The following is a 21917-nucleotide window of genomic DNA, read 5'->3' as shown; positions in this document are numbered from 1 at the left end:
GAACCCGAGGCGGTGGCCGATGCGATCGCATCCCTTGCCTCGGCGAGGCGTCGGGCATGAGCGGAGCGAATTCCCCAGTGCGCCCTGAGGCGACTGCTTGCGCAAAGCCTGGACGGGGCAAGCATCATCCATGGCTCCGGTGATCATGATTCAGCGCTTCTGCAGCGTCGCGCCCAGGATTGCTTGGGCGCGCGTGGCAAGTGGATGCGCTGCCCGGGGCGTTCGAGAGGCCGGATTGTAAAAATATATAGACTGGTCTATTTTTAATTGTATGACTTCCAAAGGAGACCTCACCAAGGCACGGCTCGCAGAGTCCATGCTTGAACTCATCCAGACCAGCGGATACAGCGGCACCGGCCTCAATGCAGTGATCGAGCACGCTGCAGCACCAAAGGGGTCGGTCTATTTCCACTTCCCCGATGGGAAAGAGGGGCTGGGCGTGGCCGCAGTAGAACTGGCCGCCAAGCAATTCGAGACCATGATTATCCAGGTCGCCCAGAGCGCAGGAGGTGCTGCCGAAGCCGCCAAGCTTGCTATCCAAGCGTTGGCCGCCATCATCAGCGATAGCGGCTTCCGCTTAGGCTGCCCCGTGTCAGTGGTGACCTTGGAAATGGGAGACTCAAGTGAACGCCTGCGGCAAGCCTGCGCCACCGCATTCGAGTCATGGATCACTCCGACCACTGCCCTGCTCGAAGCCGATGGCGTGGGCAATGCCCAAGCGAAGTCCCTGGCAACTGTTATCGTCTCGACCATCGAAGGGGCCGCCATCGTTTCCCGGGCGATGAAAAGCACCCGGCCGCTTCTCGCCGCCGCCGACGCGGTAGCCGACCTCATTGGCCTGCGCCAACAGGGCGAAGGGGACCAGAATTGATGCACGGAGCCAACCTTCGCCATGCGCTGGTTTTCGGGGCATCGGGACTAATCGGCAGGCATCTGATCCTTGCCCTCCTCGACGCCCGAACGCAGGTAACAGCAGCTGTCCGGAATGCTGAATCCGCAGCGAAGGTCAAGAATTGGCTGAGCCAGCACGGACTGGAACAAGAGATCAATACCGCGATCGTCGACTTCGACGCCCCTGAAATCCTGGCTGGCGGACCTGCGGCCTTCACCAGCGTCACCGAAATTCACAATTGCGCCGGAACCTACCGATTCGGCATGAGTGCGCAGGAAGCCCGCAGCGCTAATGTTGGCATTGTCGAGAAGCTGGTGGATTTTGCTGCAGCACTGCCAGAGCTGCAGCGCATTGTGCATATTTCCGGCTACCGAGTCGGCGGGCAGGATCCCTCGAAGGTTCCGTGGCCGCAGGACTGCCGCGATCATCTCTACCGGAAACTAGGCGCTTACGAAGCCTCGAAAGTGGAGTCCGACGCGGTCTTCCAAGCCCTCGGCAAAGAACACGGAATCCCTTGGACCATCGTCAATCCGGCCAGCGTCATCGGCCACAGCATTACCGGGGAATCCGACCAGCACATCGGGCTGGCCGGCACCATTGAGCAGCTCTGGGAAGGGAAAACCGCAGCTCTTCCCGCAGGTGACTCGACTTTCTTGCCGGTGCTCACGGTCGACTATATGGCTGCGTTCATGGCGGCCGTGGCCATTGCGCCGGAGGCGATAGGCAAATCCTACTGGCTGCTGGATGATGCCACTGCGCCACTGGGGCGCTTGCTGGCCGAAACTGGCCGGCATCTTGGCGCGAAAGTCCCCAAGCTGCGCTTGCCCGTGGGTCTAATCAAGGCTCTTCCTTCGTGGGTCACCAAAGCCGATCCGGAAACGCTCCACTTCATGTCCGCGGACCGCTATCCGACCGGGCCCGCGACCGAATTCGCCAACCGGCACGGAATCCAGATGCCTGATGTTGGTTCCTCTCTGGAGCGCTGGGCCGACTATCTGGCCGCCCACCGATTCGGGGCCGCGGCATCTGGGGCACGCCGCTATGTAGATGTCGGGGGAGTGAGAACTTTTGAGCTGGGCGACCGCGAGGAACGCCGGTTGATCTTCCCTGGCCTTCCGGTAAATGCCGATACCTGGGCCGCAGTAGCTCAGGGCATTGGCGGACGGGCCGTTGACCTGCCAGGGCTTGGGCTCAGCGGCGGACGGGGCGTCCCGGATTGGGACCGGTGGCTTCCCGCTCTCCTGGCAGGCGGCCCGGTGGATCTGATCGGGCACTCCATCGGGGCAGCCGCCGCCACGCTCGCCGCGGGTCGACTGCCGGGCAAGGTCCGCTCGCTGACCTTGGTTGCGCCGTTTTTCTTGCAAGGGCACGCAGGGAAGGCGCCAAGGTTCCAGCCGCTGGTCCGCGGCTATTTGCGCCATGCGACCGCGGAGCAACTCTCACGTCAATTGACCGGCAACGAGGCGAGCTCAACTGCCTTGGTCTCCAGCGTCAGCGATCTGAAGCGAAGTACCGCCGCCGCGGTAGCTGGCCATCTCGCCCTGGCGAGTTCCAAGCAGTGGCGCCGGCAGTTGCGGGAGATGCTCGATCGCTATGACGGTCCGCTCCGAATTATCTGGGGAGCCGAAGACCCATTGGACCCCGCCGCAATCCGGCAGCTGGAGTCCCGGCCCGAGGCTGGACTGCACTCCATTCCCTCCGCGGGGCACCACCCGCAGCTGACCCACGAGGATGCCCTGATTGAACTGTTGAAGTAGGGGTTGGAGCACGCCTCTTCTCAAGCATTCCCTCTTCGCCTAGTCTGGTTGGAACTGCACAGAACCATCTTTCCGACGGGGTGAAGGGGGAGCGTGAGCACATCTGCCATCGACTGGTCCAACGCAACTCGCCGCGCACAAAAAGCCCGCGAGCTGCTCTCCTCGCAGGAAACCGGACTGGGCGACCTCCCATTGCGCAATGACGTGCGCGAATCCTGGAAACGGTCGCTGGCCCAAACAGGCTCGGTTCAAGAACCCCCGGTTCTGAGCAACGACCGGTTGCGCCTTGCCCGCGAGCGCAGCGAGCTCCAGCGGATTTGGCCTGTTTTCGAAAAGCTCCTTGTTCCCGCCGCAACCGACGCCAATCTCTTGGTCGCCCTTGCGGATGCCGGCGGAACCTTGTTGTGGGTTGCGGGAAGCACCAGTTCGATGAGCCAAGCCGAGCACGTGGGCTTCATGGCAGGTGCCGACTGGGCAGAAAAGAGTGTTGGCACATCCGCGCCGGGAATGGCGCTGGCAACCGGGACCGGCTCGCAGGTCTCCGGGGCTGAGCACCTCTACGAGCAAGCCCACCGCTACAGCTGCTCGGCGGTACCGATTCGCGATCCGCGCACGGGGCAGGTGATTGGCGCAATAGACCTGACCGGTGGACCGGAAGCCATAGCCACGCACTCCCTGCCGCTGCTGCAGGCGGCGGTCATGGCTGCGGAAACGCAGCTGCTTTTGCCAGGTGCCGGAGTCGTCGCCGACCCCGACTACCTGGACTTGGGGCGCTCTGACGGGGCCCATCTGGGATCAGCGCCGATTTCCCTCCGCCATGCAGAGATCCTGACCCTCCTGGCGCATTACCGGGAGGGCTTGAGCACTGCCCAGCTGGTGGAAGAGCTGTTCGAGCGTCCTGATGCTGCGGCCGAAGGCACGGTCCGCGCCGAAATCGTCAGGCTGCGCAAGGTGCTCGCAGGCCCAGGCGGGCGTGCCTTGACTTCACGCCCATACCGCCTTCAGTGGGACCTGCATACGACCCTTGGCCGCCTATGGCATGCCCTGGAGCACGGTGATCTCGATACCGCCCTGCCGCTGTACTCGCCGGGCCTGCTGGCCCGCTCCCAGGCGCCAGGGATCGTTGCGCTGCTGTACCGGACCGAGGCCGCGCTGCGTGAAATGGTGCTGGATCGAGGAACTGCGCATCAGCTGCTGAACCTGGGCCGCCAGTTGGCTGACCCTGGCCTCTTGCGAGCTGCCTTGCGCGAATTGCCTGCGCAATCGCCAGCGCGCTCACTTGTCGTCGCCGAGGTCCAGGCCCTCGAGAACTAGGTTCCTTGCCATTGCCGTTCCTCCCGCCAGGCACGAACATGCCATTGCGGTCATCTGGGACCCGTTGCAACCTGCCTGCAACCTTTATGTGACTAGAGTCACAAGCATGGTTCCGCGATGATGCCGTCGCGGCCAGGACATCCGATTAAGGAGACGTGGAGCAATGGCGGTTTACGCAAACCCGAATACCGATGGAGCACTGGTCAATTTCAAGCCGCGCTACGAGAACTACATCGGCGGTGAATGGGTAGCCCCGGTCAAGGGCATGTACTTCGAGAACATCACCCCGGTCACCGGCAAGGTCTTCTGCGAGGTGGCCCGTTCCACCGCAGAGGACGTCGAAGTAGCACTGGACGCGGCGCATGCGGCGGCTGGCGCCTGGGGCAAGACCAGCCCGGCCGAACGCGCAGTCATCCTGAACAAGATCGCGGACCGCATCGAGGAAAACCTTGAAATGCTCTCCGTGGCCGAGACCTGGGATAACGGCAAGGCGATCCGCGAGTGCCTGAATGCCGACCTGCCGCTGGCAGTTGACCACTTCCGCTACTTCGCCGGCGCCATCCGCGCCCAGGAAGGCAGCCTCTCCCAGCTCGACGAGGACACCACCGCGTACCACTATCACGAGCCGCTGGGCGTGGTCGGGCAGATCATCCCGTGGAACTTCCCGCTGCTCATGGCCGTGTGGAAGCTCGCCCCGGCCCTGGCTGCCGGCAATGCGATCGTGCTCAAGCCCGCCGAGCAGACCCCGGTCTCCATCCTGGTTCTCATGGAACTGATCGGCGACCTGTTGCCGGCAGGCGTGCTGAACGTGGTCAACGGCTTCGGCGTGGAAGCGGGCAAGCCGCTGGCCTCCAACAAGCGCATCCGCAAGATCGCCTTCACCGGCGAAACCACTACCGGCCGGCTGATCATGCAGTACGCGTCGGAAAACCTGATCCCGGTCACCCTGGAACTGGGCGGCAAGTCCCCGAACATCTTCTTCGAGGACATCGCTGCCAAGGATGACGCCTTCTACGACAAGGCGCAGGAAGGATTCACGCTGTTCGCGCTGAACCAGGGTGAAGTCTGCACCTGCCCATCGCGTGCGCTGATCCAGGAAAGCATCTATGACCGCTTCATGGGCGATGTGGTGGCCCGCACCAAGGCCATCAAGCAGGGACACCCGCTGGATACCGACACCATGATGGGTGCCCAGGCATCCAACGACCAGCTGGAGAAGATCCTCTCCTACATGGACATCGGCAAGTCCGAGGGCGCCAAGGTGCTGCTCGGCGGGGGACGGGCGGATCTGGGCGGAGAGCTCTCCGGCGGCTACTACGTGCAGCCGACCATCTTCGAGGGCACCAACGACATGCGCATCTTCCAGGAGGAGATCTTCGGGCCGGTGGTAGCGGTGACCAAGTTCAAGGACTACGACGACGCGATCTCCATCGCCAACGACACCCTGTACGGGTTGGGTTCGGGGGTGTGGAGCCGCAATGGCAACGTGGCCTATCGTGCCGGCCGCGCCATCCAGGCCGGACGCGTGTGGGTCAACCAGTACCACGCCTACCCGGCGCACTCGGCCTTCGGCGGATACAAGTCCTCGGGTATCGGCCGCGAGAACCACCTGATGATGCTGGACCACTACCAGCAGACCAAGAACCTGCTGGTTTCCTATTCGGAAGACAAGCTGGGCTTCTTCTAGGAGCAGTAGCTGCCACGAGCAGCATGAGATGACAACAGACCTCGAAGGTACGGGGCCAGCCGGGACAGCGTCCGGGGATCGATTGGCCTCATCCCCCGAACACCAGCCGGCACCCCGCACCTTCGAATGCCATGCAAAGGACAAAGTACATGAGCAAGATGAAAGCTGCAATAGTCGAGGGCTTCGGCGAAGAGTTCCAGGTGAAGGACGCCGCGATCCCCGAGCCCGGCCCCGGCCAGGTGCTGGTGAAGCTGATCGCCTCGGGCGTCTGCCACACCGACCTGCACGCCGCCGAGGGCGATTGGCCGGTCAAGCCGAAGCTTCCGCTGATTCCCGGGCATGAAGGCGTGGGCATCGTGGAAAAGCTCGGCGAAGGAGTCACCGAGGTCGCGCTCGGGGACATGATCGGCAACGCGTGGCTGGCTAGCGCCTGCGGGCACTGCCAGTACTGCCGCACCGGCTGGGAGACGCTGTGCGAAGCCCAGTCCAATGGCGGGTACTCCGTGGACGGTTCCTTCGGCCAGTACATGCTGGTGGATTCCCGCTATGCCGCGCACATCCCGGAGGGCTCGGATCCCCATGAAATCGCGCCGGTGCTGTGCGCGGGAGTGACTGTCTACAAGGGCCTGAAGATGACTGAGGTCAAGCCCGGCCAGTGGGTGGCTATTTCGGGTATCGGCGGACTGGGCCATATCGCGGTGCAGTACGCGGTGGCCATGGGCATGCGGGTGATCGCCATTGACGTGGCCGATGACAAGCTGGCGCTGGCCTCGAAGCATGGAGCGGAAATCACCGTCAATGCCTTCGCCCAGGACCCGGCCGAGATCATCCAGCAGAAGGTTGGCGGAACGCACGGCGTGCTGGTTACGGCGGTGCATCCAAAGGCGTTCGGGCAAGCGATCGGCATGACCCGGCGCGGCGGAACGATCGTGTTCAACGGGCTGCCCGCCGGTGATTTCCCCGCACCCATTTTCGACATCGTGCTCAAGGGCCTGACCATCCGCGGATCGATCGTGGGAACACGGCAGGACATGATCGAGGCGCTGGAATTCTATGCGGCAGGGAAGATCAAGCCGACCTTCCATACCCGCCCGCTGGAAGACATCAACGCCGTATTCGACGAAATGCGCCATGGCAAGATCGATGGGCGCGTTGTCATCGACTACGCCGGCAGGGCGTAGCCGGATCCGCAACGGTTGATGGCACGGTACCGGATGCGGCTTTTCGAAGCGGCATCCGGTACCGGTGCCCTGGCCGCCCTGGCCGAGCGATGGACGGTGCGGCCCAAAAAGAGGACACTGGCCACAACGAGATAAATCCGGACGTGGACAACGAGGCAGGAGCAGGACATGAGCACCGTAACCGAAACACGCGCCGCAATCGAGGGCGAAGAGTTCTCGCGGGTGGCCTTCACCTCCGAAGCCCTGGACCTGCTGCGCAAGCTGTGGGGGATCCATGGCCCGCTGATGTTCCACCAGTCCGGAGGATGCTGCGACGGGTCCTCGCCGATGTGCTATCCGGCCGGCGAGTTCCGCACCGGGGGATCGGACATCCGGCTCGGCGTGCTTTCCCTGGACGGCGCTGATGGCACCGCCCTGGGCGACATTGATTTCTGGATGTCCAAGGAGCAATTCGAATACTGGAAGCACACCAAGCTCACCGTTGACGTGGTCAACGGGCGGGGATCCGGTTTCTCCGTCGAAGCCCCGGAGGGCAAGCGCTTCTTGATTCGCAGCGAGATCATCGAGTTCCCGGCTGGCCCGAACCCCGACTAGGCTTGGCCCATGCGACTGTGGTCCCTGCACCCCTCATTGCTCGACGCCAAAGGGCTGGTTGCCTGTTGGCGTGAAACACTGCTGGCCCAGAAGGTGCTCGCCGGCCAGACCAAGGGCTATACAGGGCACCCGCAGCTTCTCCGGTTCAAGGCGCAGCCCGCCCCGCTGGTGCATATGGGCGGCTATCTGCAGGGCTTGTGGGACGAAGCGGCTGTCCGGGGCTATCGCTTCGACGCCGCGAAGATCCTGCATCCGGCAGCCGCCGCGCAGCTGGAAAAGATCCCGGTCACCCAGGGGCAGGTGCACTTCGAGCGCGAGCACCTGCTGCGCAAGCTCTCCGTCCGGGATCCCGCGCGCATCGCCCGCTTGGAACCGGCAGGGCAGGTGGCCCTGCATCCGCTGTTCGTGCAGGTCCCGGGGCCAGTGGAGGCCTGGGAGAAGGATGCGCTCGCCAGCGGGTGAGCTGCTGGCCCGGCAAAATCCTAGAGCAGCTCCGCGCGCAACTGTGCGGGGGATTTGGGCGAGAGCAGCCCCGGGGCCACATCGTAAACGGTCTGCGCACCGGTGATGCCGCGCTGGTTCATCCGGAAGGCGGCCCGGGCGTAAGCCACCAGCACGCTGGAAGTGAATTCCGGGTTGGAGCCAAGGGCCAGCGAATACTCGATGACCTGCTTCTGCTCGTCGCTGGTATTGCCCGAACGGATCACGAACCCGCCATGCGGCATACTCGAATGCTCGGCGGCCAAGGTCTGCTCGTCGATGAACTGCACCGTGGTGTCGTACTGGTCGAAGTAGTACTCCATGGTCACGATGGCTTCGCGCACCGACTCCGGATCGGCACCGTCTTCGAGCACGACAAAGCATTCGCGCTGGTGCTTCTCGCGGGTGCTCAAGGAAGGGCGCTCGCCGGCCCGGACCCGGTCGATAGCCTCCTGGCTCGGGATGGTGTACTGCACGCCGGCGGCGACGCCCGGGACGCGGCGGATCGCATCCGAATGCCCCTGGCTCAGCCCGCGGCCCCAGAAGGTGTAGGTTTCGCCGTCAGGCAGCAAGGCCTCCCCGAAGACCCGGTTGATCGAGAACATGCCCGGATCCCAGCCCACGGAGAGCAGCGCGGTCTTGCCAGCTGCCTTCGCCGGGCCGTCGATGGACGCGTAGTACTCGGGGATGCGGGCGTGGGTATCGAAGCTGTCCACGGTGTTGAACAGCGCCGCGAACTTCGGGCCCTGCTGCGGCAAGTCCGATTTCGAGCCGCCGCAAAGGATCAATACGTCGATCTGCGCGGCGTGCTTTTCCAGCTCATCGATGCCGAACCGCGGTGCCGGCTGAGCCAGCTGGAGGGCCTGCGGATCACGGCGGGTGTAGACGCCCACCAGCTCCATATCCGGATTCTTGGCGATCGCGGCTTGGACGCCGCGTCCCAGATTCCCATAGCCAGCAATACCGATGCGGATCTTTGAAGTCATGCCTGCCGTTTCCTTGGGGGAGTGAAGTTTGCTCAGCCGCGGATGGGCTAAATACTTCGGATTATGCCAACGAATCCCGGGGCAGTGAAACCCTTGACCCTCTATGACCCCGGCTTAGCCGAACAGGCGCTTGAAGAAGCCCTTCTTCGGTTCGGCTTCGTGGCCCTGGCAGCGGTCCTTATTGGGGACATTGCGCATAGTTGCTTCAACGTGCTGGCCGCAGCCAGCCCACGTGGTCTTCTGGCAGATCTTGCATTGAACCTGGCGGCACATAATTTTTTCCTTTTCGTCAGTAATCAGGACAGGGAGAGGAAGAGCTTTTCGAGTTCTTCGACGCTCAGGCCGTCTTCTTCCTCGGAAGCCTTCTCGGGATCGGCGATGCAGTACTGCATCGCGGTGGAGACAATGGCGAATCCGGCGCGGTCCAACGCGGTGGAGACGGCGGCCAGCTGAGTGACTACCTCTTTGCACGAACCATCGGTTTCCACGGCGTTGATCACCGCATCAAGCTGGCCTCGGGCACGCTTAAGGCGGTTGAGGATCCGCTTGCGGGTCGCTTCGTCAGCAGTACGCATCAATTTCTCCTTGGTACGGGTAGCGGGTTAGTCGTCTTCTGCAATTTCGGCATCCAGGTGTTTGAGTTGGACGAGCAACTGCTCCATAGCGCCAGAGCTCAACGCTCCGGGTTTTGAATGTACAAGTATCCCATCCTTGAACGCCATGAGCGTCGGTATGGATGCAATCCGGGCTGCCTGCGCCAAATCCGGCTGGGTTTCGGTATTCACCTTGGCGAAGGCGATTTCAGGATGCGCCGCGGATGCTTCGTCGAAAATCGGGGCAAAGCCGCGGCAAGGACCGCACCAAGGCGCCCAGAAATCCACGAGCACCAGCCGGTTCCTTGCGATGAACCCAGCGAAGTTCGAAGCTGACAATTCAAGCGGCTTCATCGGGTTTCTCCTTTCAGAACGAGCGGGCAGCGCGCCCCCATCGCCGGAATTTTGTTGCACAGCAGCACCAATGCGCCCGCGAGGGCTGCAACCGCAACTACGACCAGCCCGCCGGGAGCCGGCAGTTCCTGGCTGAGCACGAACACGCCCATGGTCAAGACGAAGTAGCCAAAACCCTTGCGCAAAGCGCGTTCGTCGATCCTGCGCGAAAGCCGTGCGCCGATCAACGAACCGAGGATCGCGGTGGTCGCCAGCCCTGCGGCCAGCGGCCAATCCAGTGCAACTGAATTCAACTGCCCGGCCAGGCCAGTGATCGAATTCAGGGTGATCACCAGCAGGGAAGTGCCCACCGCCTGTTGCATGGACAGCCCGGCCAGCAAAGCCAGTGCAGGGACGAGCAGGAAACCGCCTCCGGCACCGACCAGGCCGGTGACCATGCCAATGCCCACGCCGACCGGGGCGGACAGCCACAACGACTGTGTTGCGCTGCCAGTGTTTTTCCGTCCGCGGATCATCCCGCGGGCACTGGCCAGCATGATGATCGCGAAACCGAGCATCAGCAGCTGGGCAGGGATCCCGCTGGCCAGCAGCCCGCCGCCAAAGGCGCCAAGCATGCTGGTGGCCGCGAAGACCATCCCCTGTTTCCAACGCACATTGGCCTTGCGGGCATGCGGGATCAGGCTCGTTGCCGAGGTCGCACCGACCACCAGCAGGGAGGTGGCGATCGCTTCCTTGGCGGGCAACCCGGCTACATAGCTGAGCAGGGGAACCATCAGGATTGAACCGCCGCCGCCGAACAGTCCCAGGGACAGCCCGACGATGCTCGCTAGTGCAAGGGCCAGAACCAGCAGCGGTCCGAACTCCATGGCCTACTTCTTTACTTTGTTCCAGGGCATCTTGCCCAAGAAGCTGATCATCGGGCAAGAATCCCGCAGGGCTGAGAACACCAGTCCGCCACCGATGGCCGCCGAAAGATAGGCGAACTTCGGGGAGATGAACTTCGCTCCGAGCAACCCGGCGAGCACCACGGAACCTGCGGTCATGCGCATCTGGCGGTCCAGCGCCCAACGCTGCACGCCGCGCACCATGGTGCCGCCGGCATTTTCGTAGGCGGTGACGCCGCCAAGCAGTACCGTGCTGTGCTCGATCTGTTGCTCCTGCAGGGCACGCTGCGCCTTGGAAGCACGGTTGCCGCTGTGGCAGATCAGCACCGGCTTGCCTGGAATCTTGGCGAGCACCTCGGTGGCGTTGGCGGTGAATTCTTCGAGCGGCACGTTGTACGAGCCGGGAATGTGGAGGGTTTCGAATTCGCCCGCGGTGCGCACGTCAATCAAGGCGAGGTCCGTGTCGGGGGCTTCCACCAGGCATTTAAGTGCTTCGGCGTCCATGGTGGTCAAAGGGGTAGTCATTGAATGCAGTTCAGCTTTCGTGGCGGGGGTGGCTAGTTGGCGAAGGAGGACCAGCCGAGGTAGCTGCCCTCAAGCTCGACGACGTTGTAGCCGGCATCGCGCAGTGCGCTGGCGGCCACGGCATTGCGCATGCCGCTTTGGCAGTAGGTGACGATGGTGCCGCCGGCGGGCAGCTGATCGAGATTCCACAACACCCGTCCGCCGGACAGCTGCTTGGCGCCCGGGATATGCCCGGCGGCGAACTCGGTCTTGTTGCGGACATCCAGCAGCATCTCGTACTCGAAATCGTCCAGCTGTGCCGGGGTGATCGACTTCGGCTTCACCGTTGGCAGGCCTTCCAAGCTGGTGGTGAAACCCTTGACCGCGTCGATGCCCACGCGCATTAGGTGGGCGCGGATCGTCGCGGCGTGTTCGCCGGTCTCGGCCAGCACGATCAGGGCGCGTTGGTCCTTTTCCGGATCGTAGGCCCAGGCGCCGAAGCTGGCGGTCTTCGCCGTACCCGGGATGGACAGCGCGCCGGGAACGGTGCCTGCGGCGATCTGGGTGTGCCCACGGGTATCGACGAACACCGAGACCCCCGCCTCCAGCTGCTGGAGGAGCTGCTGGACGGGTATTTCAGCTAGGGGGTCGAGCTGGCCCAGGATGGCTGGGCCCAGGCGGTTCTGCCGCTTCATGCGGCCGAAGTAGGCGTGGGCGTCAGGCTGGCCGTTGAGCAGTTCGGCGATGAAGCCGTCCTGGTCGTCGTTGGCCAGGTAGGTGCTCCACCAGGCGAACTCGCGTTCGTAGCCCAACGTGGTGGAAGGGACCGCGCCCAGCGCTTTGCCGCAGGCGCTGCCCGAGCCGTGGCCTGGATGCACCTGGATGTAATCGGGCAATTCTGCCAGGGTTTTCTTCAGCGAAGCAAAGAGATCGCGGGCGCCTTCGAAGCGGGTATCGACACCGCCGGCGGCCTCGTCCAGCAAATCCGGACGGCCTAGGTCGCCGGCGAAGATGAAGTCGCCTGAGAGCAGGTAGCCAGGGTCTTGGCTGAAGGCTCCGTCGGTGATGGCGTAAGCCAGGTGCTCCGGGGTGTGGCCCGGGGTGTGGCGGGCGGCGATGCGCAGGTTGCCCAGCGTGATGATATCGCCATCCATCAAACGTTCTGCCTCGAATCCGTACTGCCAATCTTTGCCGCCCTCGCCCGAAACGTAGCTGGTGGCGCCGGTGGCGGCGGCTAGTTCGCGGGTTCCGGAAAGGTAGTCGGCGTGGATGTGGGTTTCAGCGACGGCCGTGATGCGCATGCCGTGCTTGGCAGCCAGGGCAAGGTAGTCGGCGATGTCGCGGCGCGCGTCGACCACGAGAGCTTCGCCTTTGGCCTGGCAGCCGATGAAGTAGCTGGCCTGCGCGAGATCTTCGTCGTAGAGGCGTTCAAGCAGCATGGTTGGTTCCTTTCAAGGTGGATTGGAACCAGACTAGTCTATACCCCCGGGGGTATGTCAAAAATACGGGTGGGGGTATGTGCGGAGGCCCGCAATGCCGCTAGGTGGGAAAGGTGTTTTTATGCCCGGGTGAAAGTGCGCAGCCAGCCGGTTAGCCGCAGCTGCTCCGCGGGGTCCAAGGTTGCCAATAGCTGCAGGGTGCCGTCGTCTGCGGGGCGCAGAATACCCAGGTGATCGGCTGGAACATCGGACATCGCCTCACCAGCCGGGGAATCGGGCGATGCGCTCGCCGCCCTGGAGATGAAGACCTCGTCGGGTGAACCGTTCCAACCCTCGAGGATCGAGATGGTGCCTTCCAGCAGGCGCAGGGCCTCGTGTGCGTGGATCCATGCGGTGGCATCTTTGGCAGCCAGCTCGAACCCGGCTTCGGGAACAATCTTGCGCAGGCCCGTTGCCAGGACGCGCGCTTTCGCGCTGAGCCCCTCGGCCTGGAAGGCAGCTACCGCATCCAGGCGCTGTGTCATGCGTGCGAAGTCCTGCTCAATGCTTTTCCTGCTTGCGAAAATGCCCATGCTCCTATCTTCGCCTACCTTGGGAAAGGCTGTCGAGGTGCTCGGCCAATCGGGTGCTGGCGCGGGAGAGGTGCTGGGCCAAAACCTCTGCCGCGCCCTGGGCATCGCCGGCGGCGATGCATTCGAGCAGGCGTTCATGTTCGCTGGCGATATCCGCGGTGTTCAGCAGCGTTGCATCCTGGACGTGGGTCATGCACAGGCGGATCTCATCGCTGAGCTGGCCGTAGATTGCGCTGGTACGCGTCGAATCCAGGGCCTGGACCAGTGCGGAGTGGAAGCGGACATCCGGATCGACGATCTGGATCGGGGAAGCATCGCGCAGTGCGGTGATTTCGGCATTGGCCTCGCGTGCAGCTTCCGGGACCTGTCCGGTGCTGGCCAGCAGCCGCACGGCCTCTGCTTCGATGATGGCGCGGGTGCGGTAGATGTCGCGGGCGTCGGCGGATGAGAGCAGCGTGACTTTCGCGCTCTGATGCGCGTTGCGCGTCAGCAGGCCGCTGGCAACGAGGTTCTCCAGCGCGGCCTTGGCGGTTGGCCGGGCCACTTCATAGTGCCCGGCGACGTCCACTTCGCCCAGCGGGGTGCCGGGGGACAGTTCTCCGCTGAAAATCCGGGCACGCAGTGACTTGACGACGGCCTGGACCACGGAAACCACACCTAAACGGGCCGCCATCAGGGTCCTTTCGAGCCGCGGAAAATTTACCTAACAAGTATCCCATGAATAGTACTACTATGGCTTGTGTACTTGTAAGACAATTTTCGTATTCGGCAAGCGCCGCTTGCCAACTGCACAGGAGCGCACCATGGCATTGAGCACGCCAGCACTCGGAGAAACGACGGTTTCATCCGGCATCCTCGATCTGGTCGGCGACCAGGATCGCGTCAAGACCCGATCCATCGACCGCGTTGCCTACGCCTCGGATGCCTCGCACTACCTGTACACGCCGCAAGCTGTCGTGCTGGCCAAGGACGCCGCGGAAGTCTCCGCGCTGCTGGCTGCGGCCGCGCGCGGCAACCAGCCGGTCACCCTGCGCTCGGGCGGCACCTCGCTGGCCGGGCAAGCCAGCGGCGACGGACTGATGATTGATGTACGCCGCAACTTCCGCGGCATCACCGTGCTCGATAACGGAGCGCGCGTGCGCGTGCAGCCCGGTGCCACCGTCCGCCAGGTCAACGCACGCCTGGCCGTCTACGGCAGCAAGCTGGGGCCGGATCCGGCCAGCGAGGCGGCCTGCACCATCGGAGGCGTGATCGCGAACAACTCCTCGGGCATGGCCTGCGGCACCGAGTTCAACACCTACCGCACTCTGGAATCCATGACTTTCGTGCTCCCCTCGGGCACCATGATCGACACCGCGGATCCGCAGGCCGACCGCAAGCTGGCCGCCGCAGAACCGCAACTGGTCGCCACGCTGGACAAGCTGGGCCAGCGCGTGCGCAGTAACCCGGCCTCGGTCGCCAAGATCGAGAAGCACTTCGCGCTGAAGAACACCATGGGCTACGGCATCAATGCCTTCCTGGACTACGACACCCCGGCAGAGCTGATGGCCCACCTGATCATCGGCTCCGAGGGCACCCTGGCGTTCGTCGCCGAGGCCGTCTTCCGCACCGTGCCGATCCGCAAGCTGGCCATCGCCACCTTGGCCGTCTTCGATAACCTGGATCTGGCCACCCGGGCGCTGCCTGAACTCGTGGATTCCGGCGCCGCCACCCTGGAGCTGATGGATTCCACCTCGCTGCGCGTGGGCCAGTCGCTGCCCGGCGTGCCGGATGCCATCATGGGCTTCGACGTCGACCAGCAGGCCGCCTTGCTGGTCGAATACCATGCGGACACCGAAGAGGAACTGGCCGGGCTGCGCTCCGCCGGCCAGTCGCTGCTCGACGCATCGGCATTGCGCGCCCCAGCGGTGCTGTCCCCAGATGCGAAGAACCGCCAGGCCGCGTGGAAGTTCCGCAAGGGCCTGTATGCTTCGGTGGCCGGTGCCCGCGCCACAGGCACCACCGCGCTGCTCGAGGACGTCGTGGTCCCGGTAGAGTCCCTGGCCGAAACCTGCGCCAGCCTGCAGGAGCTGTTCACCGAGTACGGCTACGCGGATTCGGTGATCTTCGGCCACGCCAAGGACGGCAACATCCACTTCATGCTCACCGACCGTTTCGAAGGCGATGCGGCGTTGAACCGGTACAACTCCTTCAACGACAAGATGGTCCAGCTGATTCTGGACAAGGACGGCAACCTCAAGGCGGAGCACGGCACCGGCCGCGCCATGGCGCCGTTCGTGCGCGCGCAGTACGGCGATGAGCTCTACGAGGTGCACCTGGAGCTGAAAGCCGCCTGCGACCCGCGCCTGATGATGAACCCCGGGGTGATCATCGACGAAGACCACGCCGCGCACATCCGCAACATCAAGCTCAACGAGACCATCGAGATCGAGGCCGACCACTGCGTGGAATGCGGCTATTGCGAGCCGGTCTGCCCGTCCAAGGACCTGACCCTGACCCCGCGCCAGCGCATCGTCGTGCGCCGGGCCATCGCCAAGGCCGAGGCCGAGGGCAACGCCGAGCTGGCGGCCGAACTGGAGCGTGACTACGAATACAACGGCGTGCAGACCTGTGCCGTGGACGGCATGTGCGTCACCGCCTGCCCGGTGGGCATCAACACCGGCCTGCTGGTCAAGCGCCTGCGCCGCGGAGACGCGCACCCGGTCCTGGAAGCCGGCTTCAAGGCCGCAGCCAAGGGATGGGGACCTGCCACGCGCGCTGGTTCGCTGGCCCTGAGCATCGCCGATAAATTCCCTGCTTCGCTGGTCCGCGGTGCCACCGATGCTGCGCGCAAGGTGGTCAGCACCGACACCATGCCACGTTACGATGCCGACCTGCCTGGTGGCGGCAAGGCGCGCAAGCCCATGGCCGGCAACTTGGGTGCAGCTGGCACCGAGCCGCTGGCCATCTACCTGCCAGCCTGCGTGAATTCGATGTTCGGCCCTGCAGGAGACGGGGAAGGAGTCGCCCCGGCGTTCACCAAGCTGCTGCACGCTGCTGGCGTCTCGGTTTACGTTCCCGAGGGCATTGAATCCACCTGCTGCGGTACCCCGTGGACTTCCAAGGGCTACGAACAGGGCCATGAGGTCATGGGCCAGCGCGTGCTGGAAGAAGTCCGTGCGGCCATGCCGGGCAAGGTCCTGCCGATCATCTCCGATGCCTCCAGCTGCACCGAAGGCTTTGCGCATACCCTGGCCGAGCATGGCTACGAAGTGGTTGACCTGCTGGCGTTCACTTCGCAGCACTTGCTGGAGAAGCTGCCAGCGCTCGAGAAGATCTCCTCGGTCACCTTGCACCCAACCTGCTCGTCCACGCAGATGGGCCTGAACCCGGACATGCAGAAGATCGCAGAGGCTGTGGCAGATACCGTGAACACCCCGGTGAACTGGGGCTGCTGTGGTTTTGCCGGTGACCGCGGCATGCTGCATCCGGAGCTGACCGAGTCGGCTACCGCTCGCGAAGCTGCCGAGGTTCGTGAACTGGATGCGCAGGAACACGCTTCGTGCAACCGCACCTGTGAACTGGGCATGACCCGTGCGACGGGCAAGGAATACCGCCACATCGTTGAACTGCTGGCAGACGCCGCCAGCAAGTAGAGGTCGGAGCAAAGCCGCTTGGAAAGTAGTTTCCAGGCGGCTTTGTCGCAGGATGCTGCGCAAAGCCGGTGGCGTCGAGCGGCATTAAGCCATGAGTACGCGCAATGGTTGCTTGCCGGGAGTCAGGCTGCGAGGTCTTCAGGGCCATCCTTGGGCTTCAGCCGTTCCTTGAGTTGCTGTATCCATTTCGAGTCGCGTCTCAATTGCGGGAACGGCTTGTGCGCGTACCCCGTGGCTGGTGGGGCGGTGGACTTGTAGGACATCGCCGAGCCGGGGCAGATCATGATGGTGTGGCCGTTGCCGTAGGTCGTGTATTCGTACCAGCCGGCGGCTTCCTTGGCTTTGTTGCAACTAGCGCAGCGGCCATCGCCGTTGAAGACGGTGCTCTTGCCTCCGCGGGCGTATTGCTTGACGTGGTCTATTTCCTCCACGATGCCGTCGCAGAACGGGGTGCGGCAGTGCCGGTCGCGGATCGCGATGAACTTCTTGAGCTTTTCCGGGAAGATCCGGGCTTTGGAGTCCATGGCGATCAGGTCCTGGTCGCCGGGTGCTGTGTAGAGGCGGGCCAGTTCGGTGCGCACGTCGAGCTGTTCGATCAGCTCCGTGGTGGGTTTGGCATCCATTTGGTCGAAGGTCAGGCTGTTGGGGATCTGGTGCCCGCTGATCCATTCGCGCACGCTCTGGGCGGGGATGAAGCCGTAGCCTTCCAGATAGGCTGGTTCGCGTTCGCCGGCGAACAGGGCCCGGTCGGTCATGACTACCGCGACTTGCAGGGCGATGGGCATCTTGGAGGGTTCGCCGACCATCATGTAGCTGAAGAGCAGGTCGGCGCGGATCTGGGTGCGGGTGCGCGGGTCGCCTTTTTTGCGCAGGGTTTTGGATTCTTCGTCGAGGTAGCGTTTGAGGCACATGCCCTGCAGCAAGGGGTATTCGCCGTGGATGATGATGCGGCCGTGCTGGTCGTCGATTTTCAGGGTGAGGTTGCGTTGCTCTTCGACGGTTTTCTGCTTGATGGAGTCGGGGTCGGAGATGTAGGCCAGGGCGAATTTTCGGACTGTTTCCTTGATTTGGGTGGTGCCCATGGATTCGAACATGTGCGGGTTCTGGGCGTAGAGCTGGTCGAATTCGGTGCGGCGCTGGGGTTTGAGGTTTTGGAGCGGGGTGAGGATGGCTTGGGTTTGGGCTTCGGTGAATTCGCCGCGGGCGCAGGCGGCGGCGAGGTTCGGGGTGTCTTCGAAGAGGATGCGGCAATTGACCAGGTAGTTGCGCATGCCGTGGGGTGATTGCTTGCGGGCCAGGGCGACGCAGGCGGCTGCGCCGCGGGTTTGGTCATCGAGGTGGACGCCGCGTTCTTCGTGGTCGCGGACGTATTCTTTTTCGATTTGGTGGGCGAGGCCGGCCTGTTTGCAACGTGCTGCGGAGATGAGGGCTTCCAGCAGTTCGATGCCGTGGGCGCAGTCGGCTTTGCTGCCGTGTTCTTCGAGGGCGGAGAGGTCGTTTTGCACGGTTTGGACGTGGAGGTCGAATTCCTCGGGGGGTGCTGGTGGGGTGAGGCTGTTTCCGTGCGCCTTTGCTTCGGACATGTTCTAATTATACTTCGCTTACTCGAACATGTCTTCGATTCTGAGAAATGGGGATAAGTATTTTTTCGCAGTGCATGGCATCGCTCCAGCGGTGAAGCCGCGGCTAGAGAACGGATCGCACCGACGCCTCGAAATGCACGATATGCTCCAGGGCCAACTCCTGTGCCAGCTGCGCGTCGCCGTCGAGGATGGCTTGGAGCAGCGAGATGTGTTCTTCAATGTGCTCGTCGATGCTCGGCAGGCGATCCAGGGCCATGCACCAGATGCGGGTGGCAAGGTTATCCAGGCGGATCAGTGTCTGCTCCAGGTGGTGATTGCCGGCCGCTTGGTAGATCAGCCGGTGCACTTCCAGGTCGTTCTCCATCAGCGTGCGCCGGAGATTCGCGCCCGACAGCTGGCTGACGGCTTGGAGCGTTGCCTCGATGCGACTGCGTGCACTGCCGCCATGCAGGGCTGCTGCCTTGGCCGCGGCGAGGGGTTCCAGGGCTTCGCGGACTTCGGTGATATCGGCCAGCTCCGTGATGTCCACGCGGGTGGCAAAGGTGCCGCGTCGCGGATAGGACTGCACCAGGTGGTCGACCTCCAGGCGCTTGAGCGCCTCGCGCAACGGCGTGCGGCCGACCCCAAGTTCGTTGACCAGATGGGCTTCGTTGATCGGGTCGCCGGGGGCGATGTCCATCATGATGAGCCGGTCTCGCAGAACCAGGTAGGCGCGTTCAGCCAGGGACTCGGCGCCCACGGGAAGCTGTGTGGCGAGTGTCATCTTGCCTCCGTTTTCTCTGTTCCATACTGCGTGATTGCTACACGCTGAAATAATTTCGGGCTACCCATTGACCGGGCTGTGACTTCCATCATACAGTGAATCGCAGATTGATATATCAGTTGTCGGCAATTCATACATTTAGGAATGGGCAATGGCACAAGCTTCAACTCTCTCGGCAGATTCCCTGACCGCAGACCTCGCGCATCTCGATCCGGAAGTAGCGCAGCGTATTGACGCTGAGCTGGCTCGCCAGCAGCGCGGCCTGGAAATGATCGCTTCGGAGAACCACACTGCGCAGGCAATCATGCAGGCGCAGGGTTCGGTACTGACCAACAAGTATGCCGAGGGCTACCCGGGCCGCCGCTATTACGGCGGTTGCGAGGAAGTTGATGTCATCGAGACGCTGGCTATTGAGCGGCTCAAGGACCTGTTCGGGGCGAAGTTCGCCAACGTGCAGCCGCACTCCGGTGCGCAGGCTAACGCGTCGGTGTACCACGCGCTGGTTCGCCCGGGCGATACCGTGCTGGGGCTGAACCTGAACCACGGTGGCCACCTGACCCACGGGATGAAGCTGAACTTCTCGGGCCGCTTGTTCAACATCGTTCCTTACGGTGTGGACGAGGAAACCTATGAGGTGGACATGGACGAGGTGGAGCGCCTTGCCATTGAGAACCAGCCGAAGATGATTGTTGCTGGCTGGTCGGCGTACCCGCGCCAGCTGGATTTCCAGCGTTTCCGCGAGATCGCTGACAAGGTTGGCGCGTACTTGTTCGTGGATATGGCGCACTTTGCTGGCTTGGTGGCAACCGGGTTGCATCCTTCGCCGGTTCCGCACGCTCACGTGGTGACTTCCACGACGCATAAGACGCTTGCTGGTCCTCGTGGCGGCATTATTCTCTCGAATGATGCGGAGATTGCGAAGAAGTTGAACTCGGCGGTGTTCCCTGGCCAGCAGGGTGGTCCGTTGGAGCACGTGATTGCTGGCAAGGCGGTGGCGTTCAAGATTGCTGCGTCGCCGGAGTTCAAGGAGCGCCAGGAGCGGACCTTGGCTGGTGCGCGTATTTTGGCTGAGCGTTTGACCCAGGAAGATGTTGTTGCCAAGGGCATCAGCGTTTTGACTGGTGGCACGGATGTTCACATGGTGCTCGTTGACTTGCGTAATAGCGAGTTGGATGGGCAGCAGGGTGAGGATCTTTTGGCGCAGGTGGAGATCACGGTGAACCGCAATTCGGTGCCGTTTGATCCTCGTCCGCCGATGGTGACTTCGGGGTTGCGTATTGGTACCCCGGCGTTGGCTACCCGTGGTTTCTCGGAGGCTGCGTTTGCTGAGGTTGCGGAGATCATTGCGCAGGCGTTGATTGCTGGTGCTGAGGGTAATGCGGCGGTGTTGCCGGAGCTGAAGGATCGTGTTCTGCAGCTTGCCGCGGCCCACCCGCTGTACCCGAACCTGAAGAAGATTGGAGAATAGCCATGGCTGATCTGCTGCCTGAGCACCCGGAATTCCTCTGGGCCAACCCGGAACCGAAGAAGTCCTACGACGCAGTGATCGTCGGAGGCGGCGGCCACGGCCTGGCTACCGCCTACTTCCTGGCCAAGAACCATGGCATCACCAACGTCGCCGTCCTGGAAAAGGGCTGGCTGGCCGGCGGGAACATGGCCCGCAACACCACCATCATCCGCTCCAACTACCTCTGGGACGAGTCGGCGGGCATCTACGAGAAGTCGCTGAAGCTGTGGGAGCAGCTGCCCGAGGACCTGGAATACGACTTCCTGTTCTCCCAGCGCGGCGTGATGAACCTGGCCCACACCCTGGGCGATGTGCGCGAATCCGTGCGCCGCGTGGAAGCGAACAAGCTCAACGGCGTGGATGCCGAATGGCTGGACCCTTCCCAGGTCAAGGAAGCCTGCCCGATCATCAACATCGGCGACGACATCCGCTACCCGGTCATGGGCGCGACCTGGCAGCCGCGTGCCGGCATTGCCAAGCACGACCACGTGGCCTGGGCCTTCGCCCGCAAGGCCAACGAGCTGGGCGTGGACATCATCCAGAACTGCGAAGTCACCGGCTTCATCAAGGACGGCGAGAAGGTCACCGGCGTGAAGACCACCCGCGGCACCATCCACGCGGGCAAGGTCGCACTGGCCGGGGCAGGGCACTCCTCGGTGCTGGCCGAAATGGCCGGCTTCGAACTGCCGATCCAGTCCCACCCGCTGCAGGCACTGGTCTCCGAGCTGTTCGAACCGGTGCACCCGACGGTGGTCATGTCCAACCACATCCACGTCTACGTCTCCCAGGCCCACAAGGGGGAGCTGGTCATGGGCGCGGGCATCGACAACTACAACGGCTACGGCCAGCGCGGCGCCTTCCACGTCATCCAGGAGCAGATGGCCGCGGCCGTGGAGCTGTTCCCGATCTTCGCCCGGGCGCATGTGCTGCGCACCTGGGGCGGCATCGTGGACACCACCATGGACGCCTCGCCGATCATCTCCAAGACCCCGATCCAGAACCTGTACGTGAACTGCGGCTGGGGCACCGGCGGGTTCAAGGGCACCCCGGGTGCCGGATTCACCCTGGCGCACACCATCGCCAACGACGAGCCGCACGAGCTGAACAAGCCGTTCAGCCTGGATCGCTTCGAAACCGGCCACCTGATCGACGAGCACGGCGCCGCAGCCGTCGCACACTAGGAGCAACCGCC

Annotated in this window: 21 protein-coding genes; 10 read left to right on the top strand and 11 right to left on the bottom strand. The window is 63.3% G+C overall.

Annotation, left to right across the window (positions count from 1 at the left end; genetic code table 11):
* Window positions 1–271: 271 nt before the first annotated feature.
* The 7 genes from ACNPN0_RS06470 to ACNPN0_RS06440 all read left to right on the top strand — a co-directional run bounded on the left by ACNPN0_RS06470 (window position 272) and on the right by ACNPN0_RS06440 (window position 7887).
* Window positions 272–871: a TetR/AcrR family transcriptional regulator gene (locus tag ACNPN0_RS06470; RefSeq protein WP_105658987.1), complete on the top strand. Its 600-nt coding sequence runs from the start codon at window positions 272–274 to the stop codon at window positions 869–871.
* Window positions 871–2649, top strand: a complete 1779-nt coding sequence (locus tag ACNPN0_RS06465; RefSeq protein WP_448937249.1) for an alpha/beta fold hydrolase — start codon at window positions 871–873, stop codon at window positions 2647–2649. The genes ACNPN0_RS06470 and ACNPN0_RS06465 overlap by 1 nt, the downstream gene beginning before the upstream one ends.
* Before the next feature lie 93 nt (window positions 2650–2742).
* The gene (locus ACNPN0_RS06460; protein WP_448937250.1) at window positions 2743–3963 is read left to right on the top strand and encodes a GAF domain-containing protein; all 1221 of its coding nucleotides are present in this window, start codon (window positions 2743–2745) and stop codon (window positions 3961–3963) included.
* A 163-nt stretch (window positions 3964–4126) separates the two neighbouring features.
* Complete coding sequence (gene adh, locus ACNPN0_RS06455) at window positions 4127–5650, top strand: aldehyde dehydrogenase (RefSeq protein WP_402697711.1); 1524 nt, start codon at window positions 4127–4129, stop codon at window positions 5648–5650.
* Window positions 5651–5799: 149 nt separating this feature from the next.
* Window positions 5800–6831 (top strand): alcohol dehydrogenase AdhP, encoded by a 1032-nt coding sequence (adhP, locus tag ACNPN0_RS06450; RefSeq protein WP_332488507.1) that lies wholly within the window; start codon window positions 5800–5802, stop codon window positions 6829–6831.
* A 168-nt stretch (window positions 6832–6999) separates the two neighbouring features.
* On the top strand, window positions 7000–7425 hold the full coding sequence (locus tag ACNPN0_RS06445; RefSeq protein ID WP_013347532.1) for a DUF779 domain-containing protein: 426 nt from the start codon (window positions 7000–7002) through the stop codon (window positions 7423–7425).
* A gap of 9 nt (window positions 7426–7434) precedes the next feature.
* Window positions 7435–7887 (top strand): pyrimidine dimer DNA glycosylase/endonuclease V, encoded by a 453-nt coding sequence (locus ACNPN0_RS06440; protein ID WP_105658982.1) that lies wholly within the window; start codon window positions 7435–7437, stop codon window positions 7885–7887.
* A gap of 20 nt (window positions 7888–7907) precedes the next feature.
* Here the strand turns inward: ACNPN0_RS06440 and ACNPN0_RS06435 are convergent, their stop codons facing one another.
* From ACNPN0_RS06435 to ACNPN0_RS06395, 9 genes are all read right to left on the bottom strand, one after another.
* A complete protein-coding gene (locus tag ACNPN0_RS06435) occupies window positions 7908–8891 on the bottom strand; it encodes a diaminopimelate dehydrogenase (protein ID WP_332728308.1) in 984 nt (327 codons plus the stop codon).
* A gap of 114 nt (window positions 8892–9005) precedes the next feature.
* Window positions 9006–9164 carry a hypothetical protein gene (locus ACNPN0_RS06430; RefSeq protein ID WP_166650877.1) on the bottom strand — a complete coding sequence of 53 codons (159 nt, stop codon included), beginning with the start codon at window positions 9162–9164 and terminating at the stop codon, window positions 9006–9008.
* Between the two features lie 23 nt (window positions 9165–9187).
* The gene (locus ACNPN0_RS06425; protein WP_105658980.1) at window positions 9188–9466 is read right to left on the bottom strand and encodes a metal-sensitive transcriptional regulator; all 279 of its coding nucleotides are present in this window, start codon (window positions 9464–9466) and stop codon (window positions 9188–9190) included.
* A 27-nt stretch (window positions 9467–9493) separates the two neighbouring features.
* On the bottom strand, window positions 9494–9838 hold the full coding sequence (trxA, locus tag ACNPN0_RS06420) for a thioredoxin (protein WP_105658979.1): 345 nt from the start codon (window positions 9836–9838) through the stop codon (window positions 9494–9496).
* Window positions 9835–10704 carry a sulfite exporter TauE/SafE family protein gene (locus tag ACNPN0_RS06415; RefSeq protein ID WP_448938862.1) on the bottom strand — a complete coding sequence of 290 codons (870 nt, stop codon included), beginning with the start codon at window positions 10702–10704 and terminating at the stop codon, window positions 9835–9837. The genes trxA and ACNPN0_RS06415 overlap by 4 nt, the downstream gene beginning before the upstream one ends.
* A gap of 3 nt (window positions 10705–10707) precedes the next feature.
* Complete coding sequence (locus ACNPN0_RS06410; protein WP_105658977.1) at window positions 10708–11247, bottom strand: rhodanese-like domain-containing protein; 540 nt, start codon at window positions 11245–11247, stop codon at window positions 10708–10710.
* Between the two features lie 32 nt (window positions 11248–11279).
* Window positions 11280–12665, bottom strand: coding sequence for an MBL fold metallo-hydrolase (locus ACNPN0_RS06405; protein WP_105658976.1), 1386 nt, complete (start codon window positions 12663–12665; stop codon window positions 11280–11282).
* 119 nt (window positions 12666–12784) lie between these two features.
* A complete protein-coding gene (locus ACNPN0_RS06400) occupies window positions 12785–13237 on the bottom strand; it encodes a hypothetical protein (RefSeq protein WP_105658975.1) in 453 nt (150 codons plus the stop codon).
* A 4-nt stretch (window positions 13238–13241) separates the two neighbouring features.
* Window positions 13242–13910 carry a GntR family transcriptional regulator gene (locus tag ACNPN0_RS06395; protein ID WP_448937252.1) on the bottom strand — a complete coding sequence of 223 codons (669 nt, stop codon included), beginning with the start codon at window positions 13908–13910 and terminating at the stop codon, window positions 13242–13244.
* Window positions 13911–14040: 130 nt separating this feature from the next.
* Here ACNPN0_RS06395 and ACNPN0_RS06390 point away from each other — a divergent pair, with 130 nt between their 5' ends.
* A complete protein-coding gene (locus ACNPN0_RS06390; RefSeq protein ID WP_448937253.1) occupies window positions 14041–16872 on the top strand; it encodes an FAD-binding and (Fe-S)-binding domain-containing protein in 2832 nt (943 codons plus the stop codon).
* A 122-nt stretch (window positions 16873–16994) separates the two neighbouring features.
* Here the strand turns inward: ACNPN0_RS06390 and ACNPN0_RS06385 are convergent, their stop codons facing one another.
* The gene (locus ACNPN0_RS06385; RefSeq protein ID WP_448938861.1) at window positions 16995–18455 is read right to left on the bottom strand and encodes an HNH endonuclease; all 1461 of its coding nucleotides are present in this window, start codon (window positions 18453–18455) and stop codon (window positions 16995–16997) included.
* Between the two features lie 103 nt (window positions 18456–18558).
* Entirely contained in the window at window positions 18559–19218 is a 660-nt protein-coding gene (locus ACNPN0_RS06380) for a GntR family transcriptional regulator (protein WP_426733590.1), read from the bottom strand.
* Window positions 19219–19369: 151 nt separating this feature from the next.
* On the opposite strand from ACNPN0_RS06380, the gene glyA reads away from it, so the two are divergent.
* Both glyA and ACNPN0_RS06370 read left to right on the top strand, forming a co-directional pair.
* Window positions 19370–20686 carry a serine hydroxymethyltransferase gene (gene glyA, locus ACNPN0_RS06375; protein ID WP_448938860.1) on the top strand — a complete coding sequence of 439 codons (1317 nt, stop codon included), beginning with the start codon at window positions 19370–19372 and terminating at the stop codon, window positions 20684–20686.
* A gap of 2 nt (window positions 20687–20688) precedes the next feature.
* Window positions 20689–21906, top strand: a complete 1218-nt coding sequence (locus ACNPN0_RS06370; protein ID WP_359192659.1) for a sarcosine oxidase subunit beta family protein — start codon at window positions 20689–20691, stop codon at window positions 21904–21906.
* Window positions 21907–21917 lie beyond the last annotated feature (11 nt).

This window comes from Glutamicibacter sp. AGC84 (genome assembly GCF_053543575.1).
This window is presented reverse-complemented; position numbering and strand designations above follow the sequence as displayed.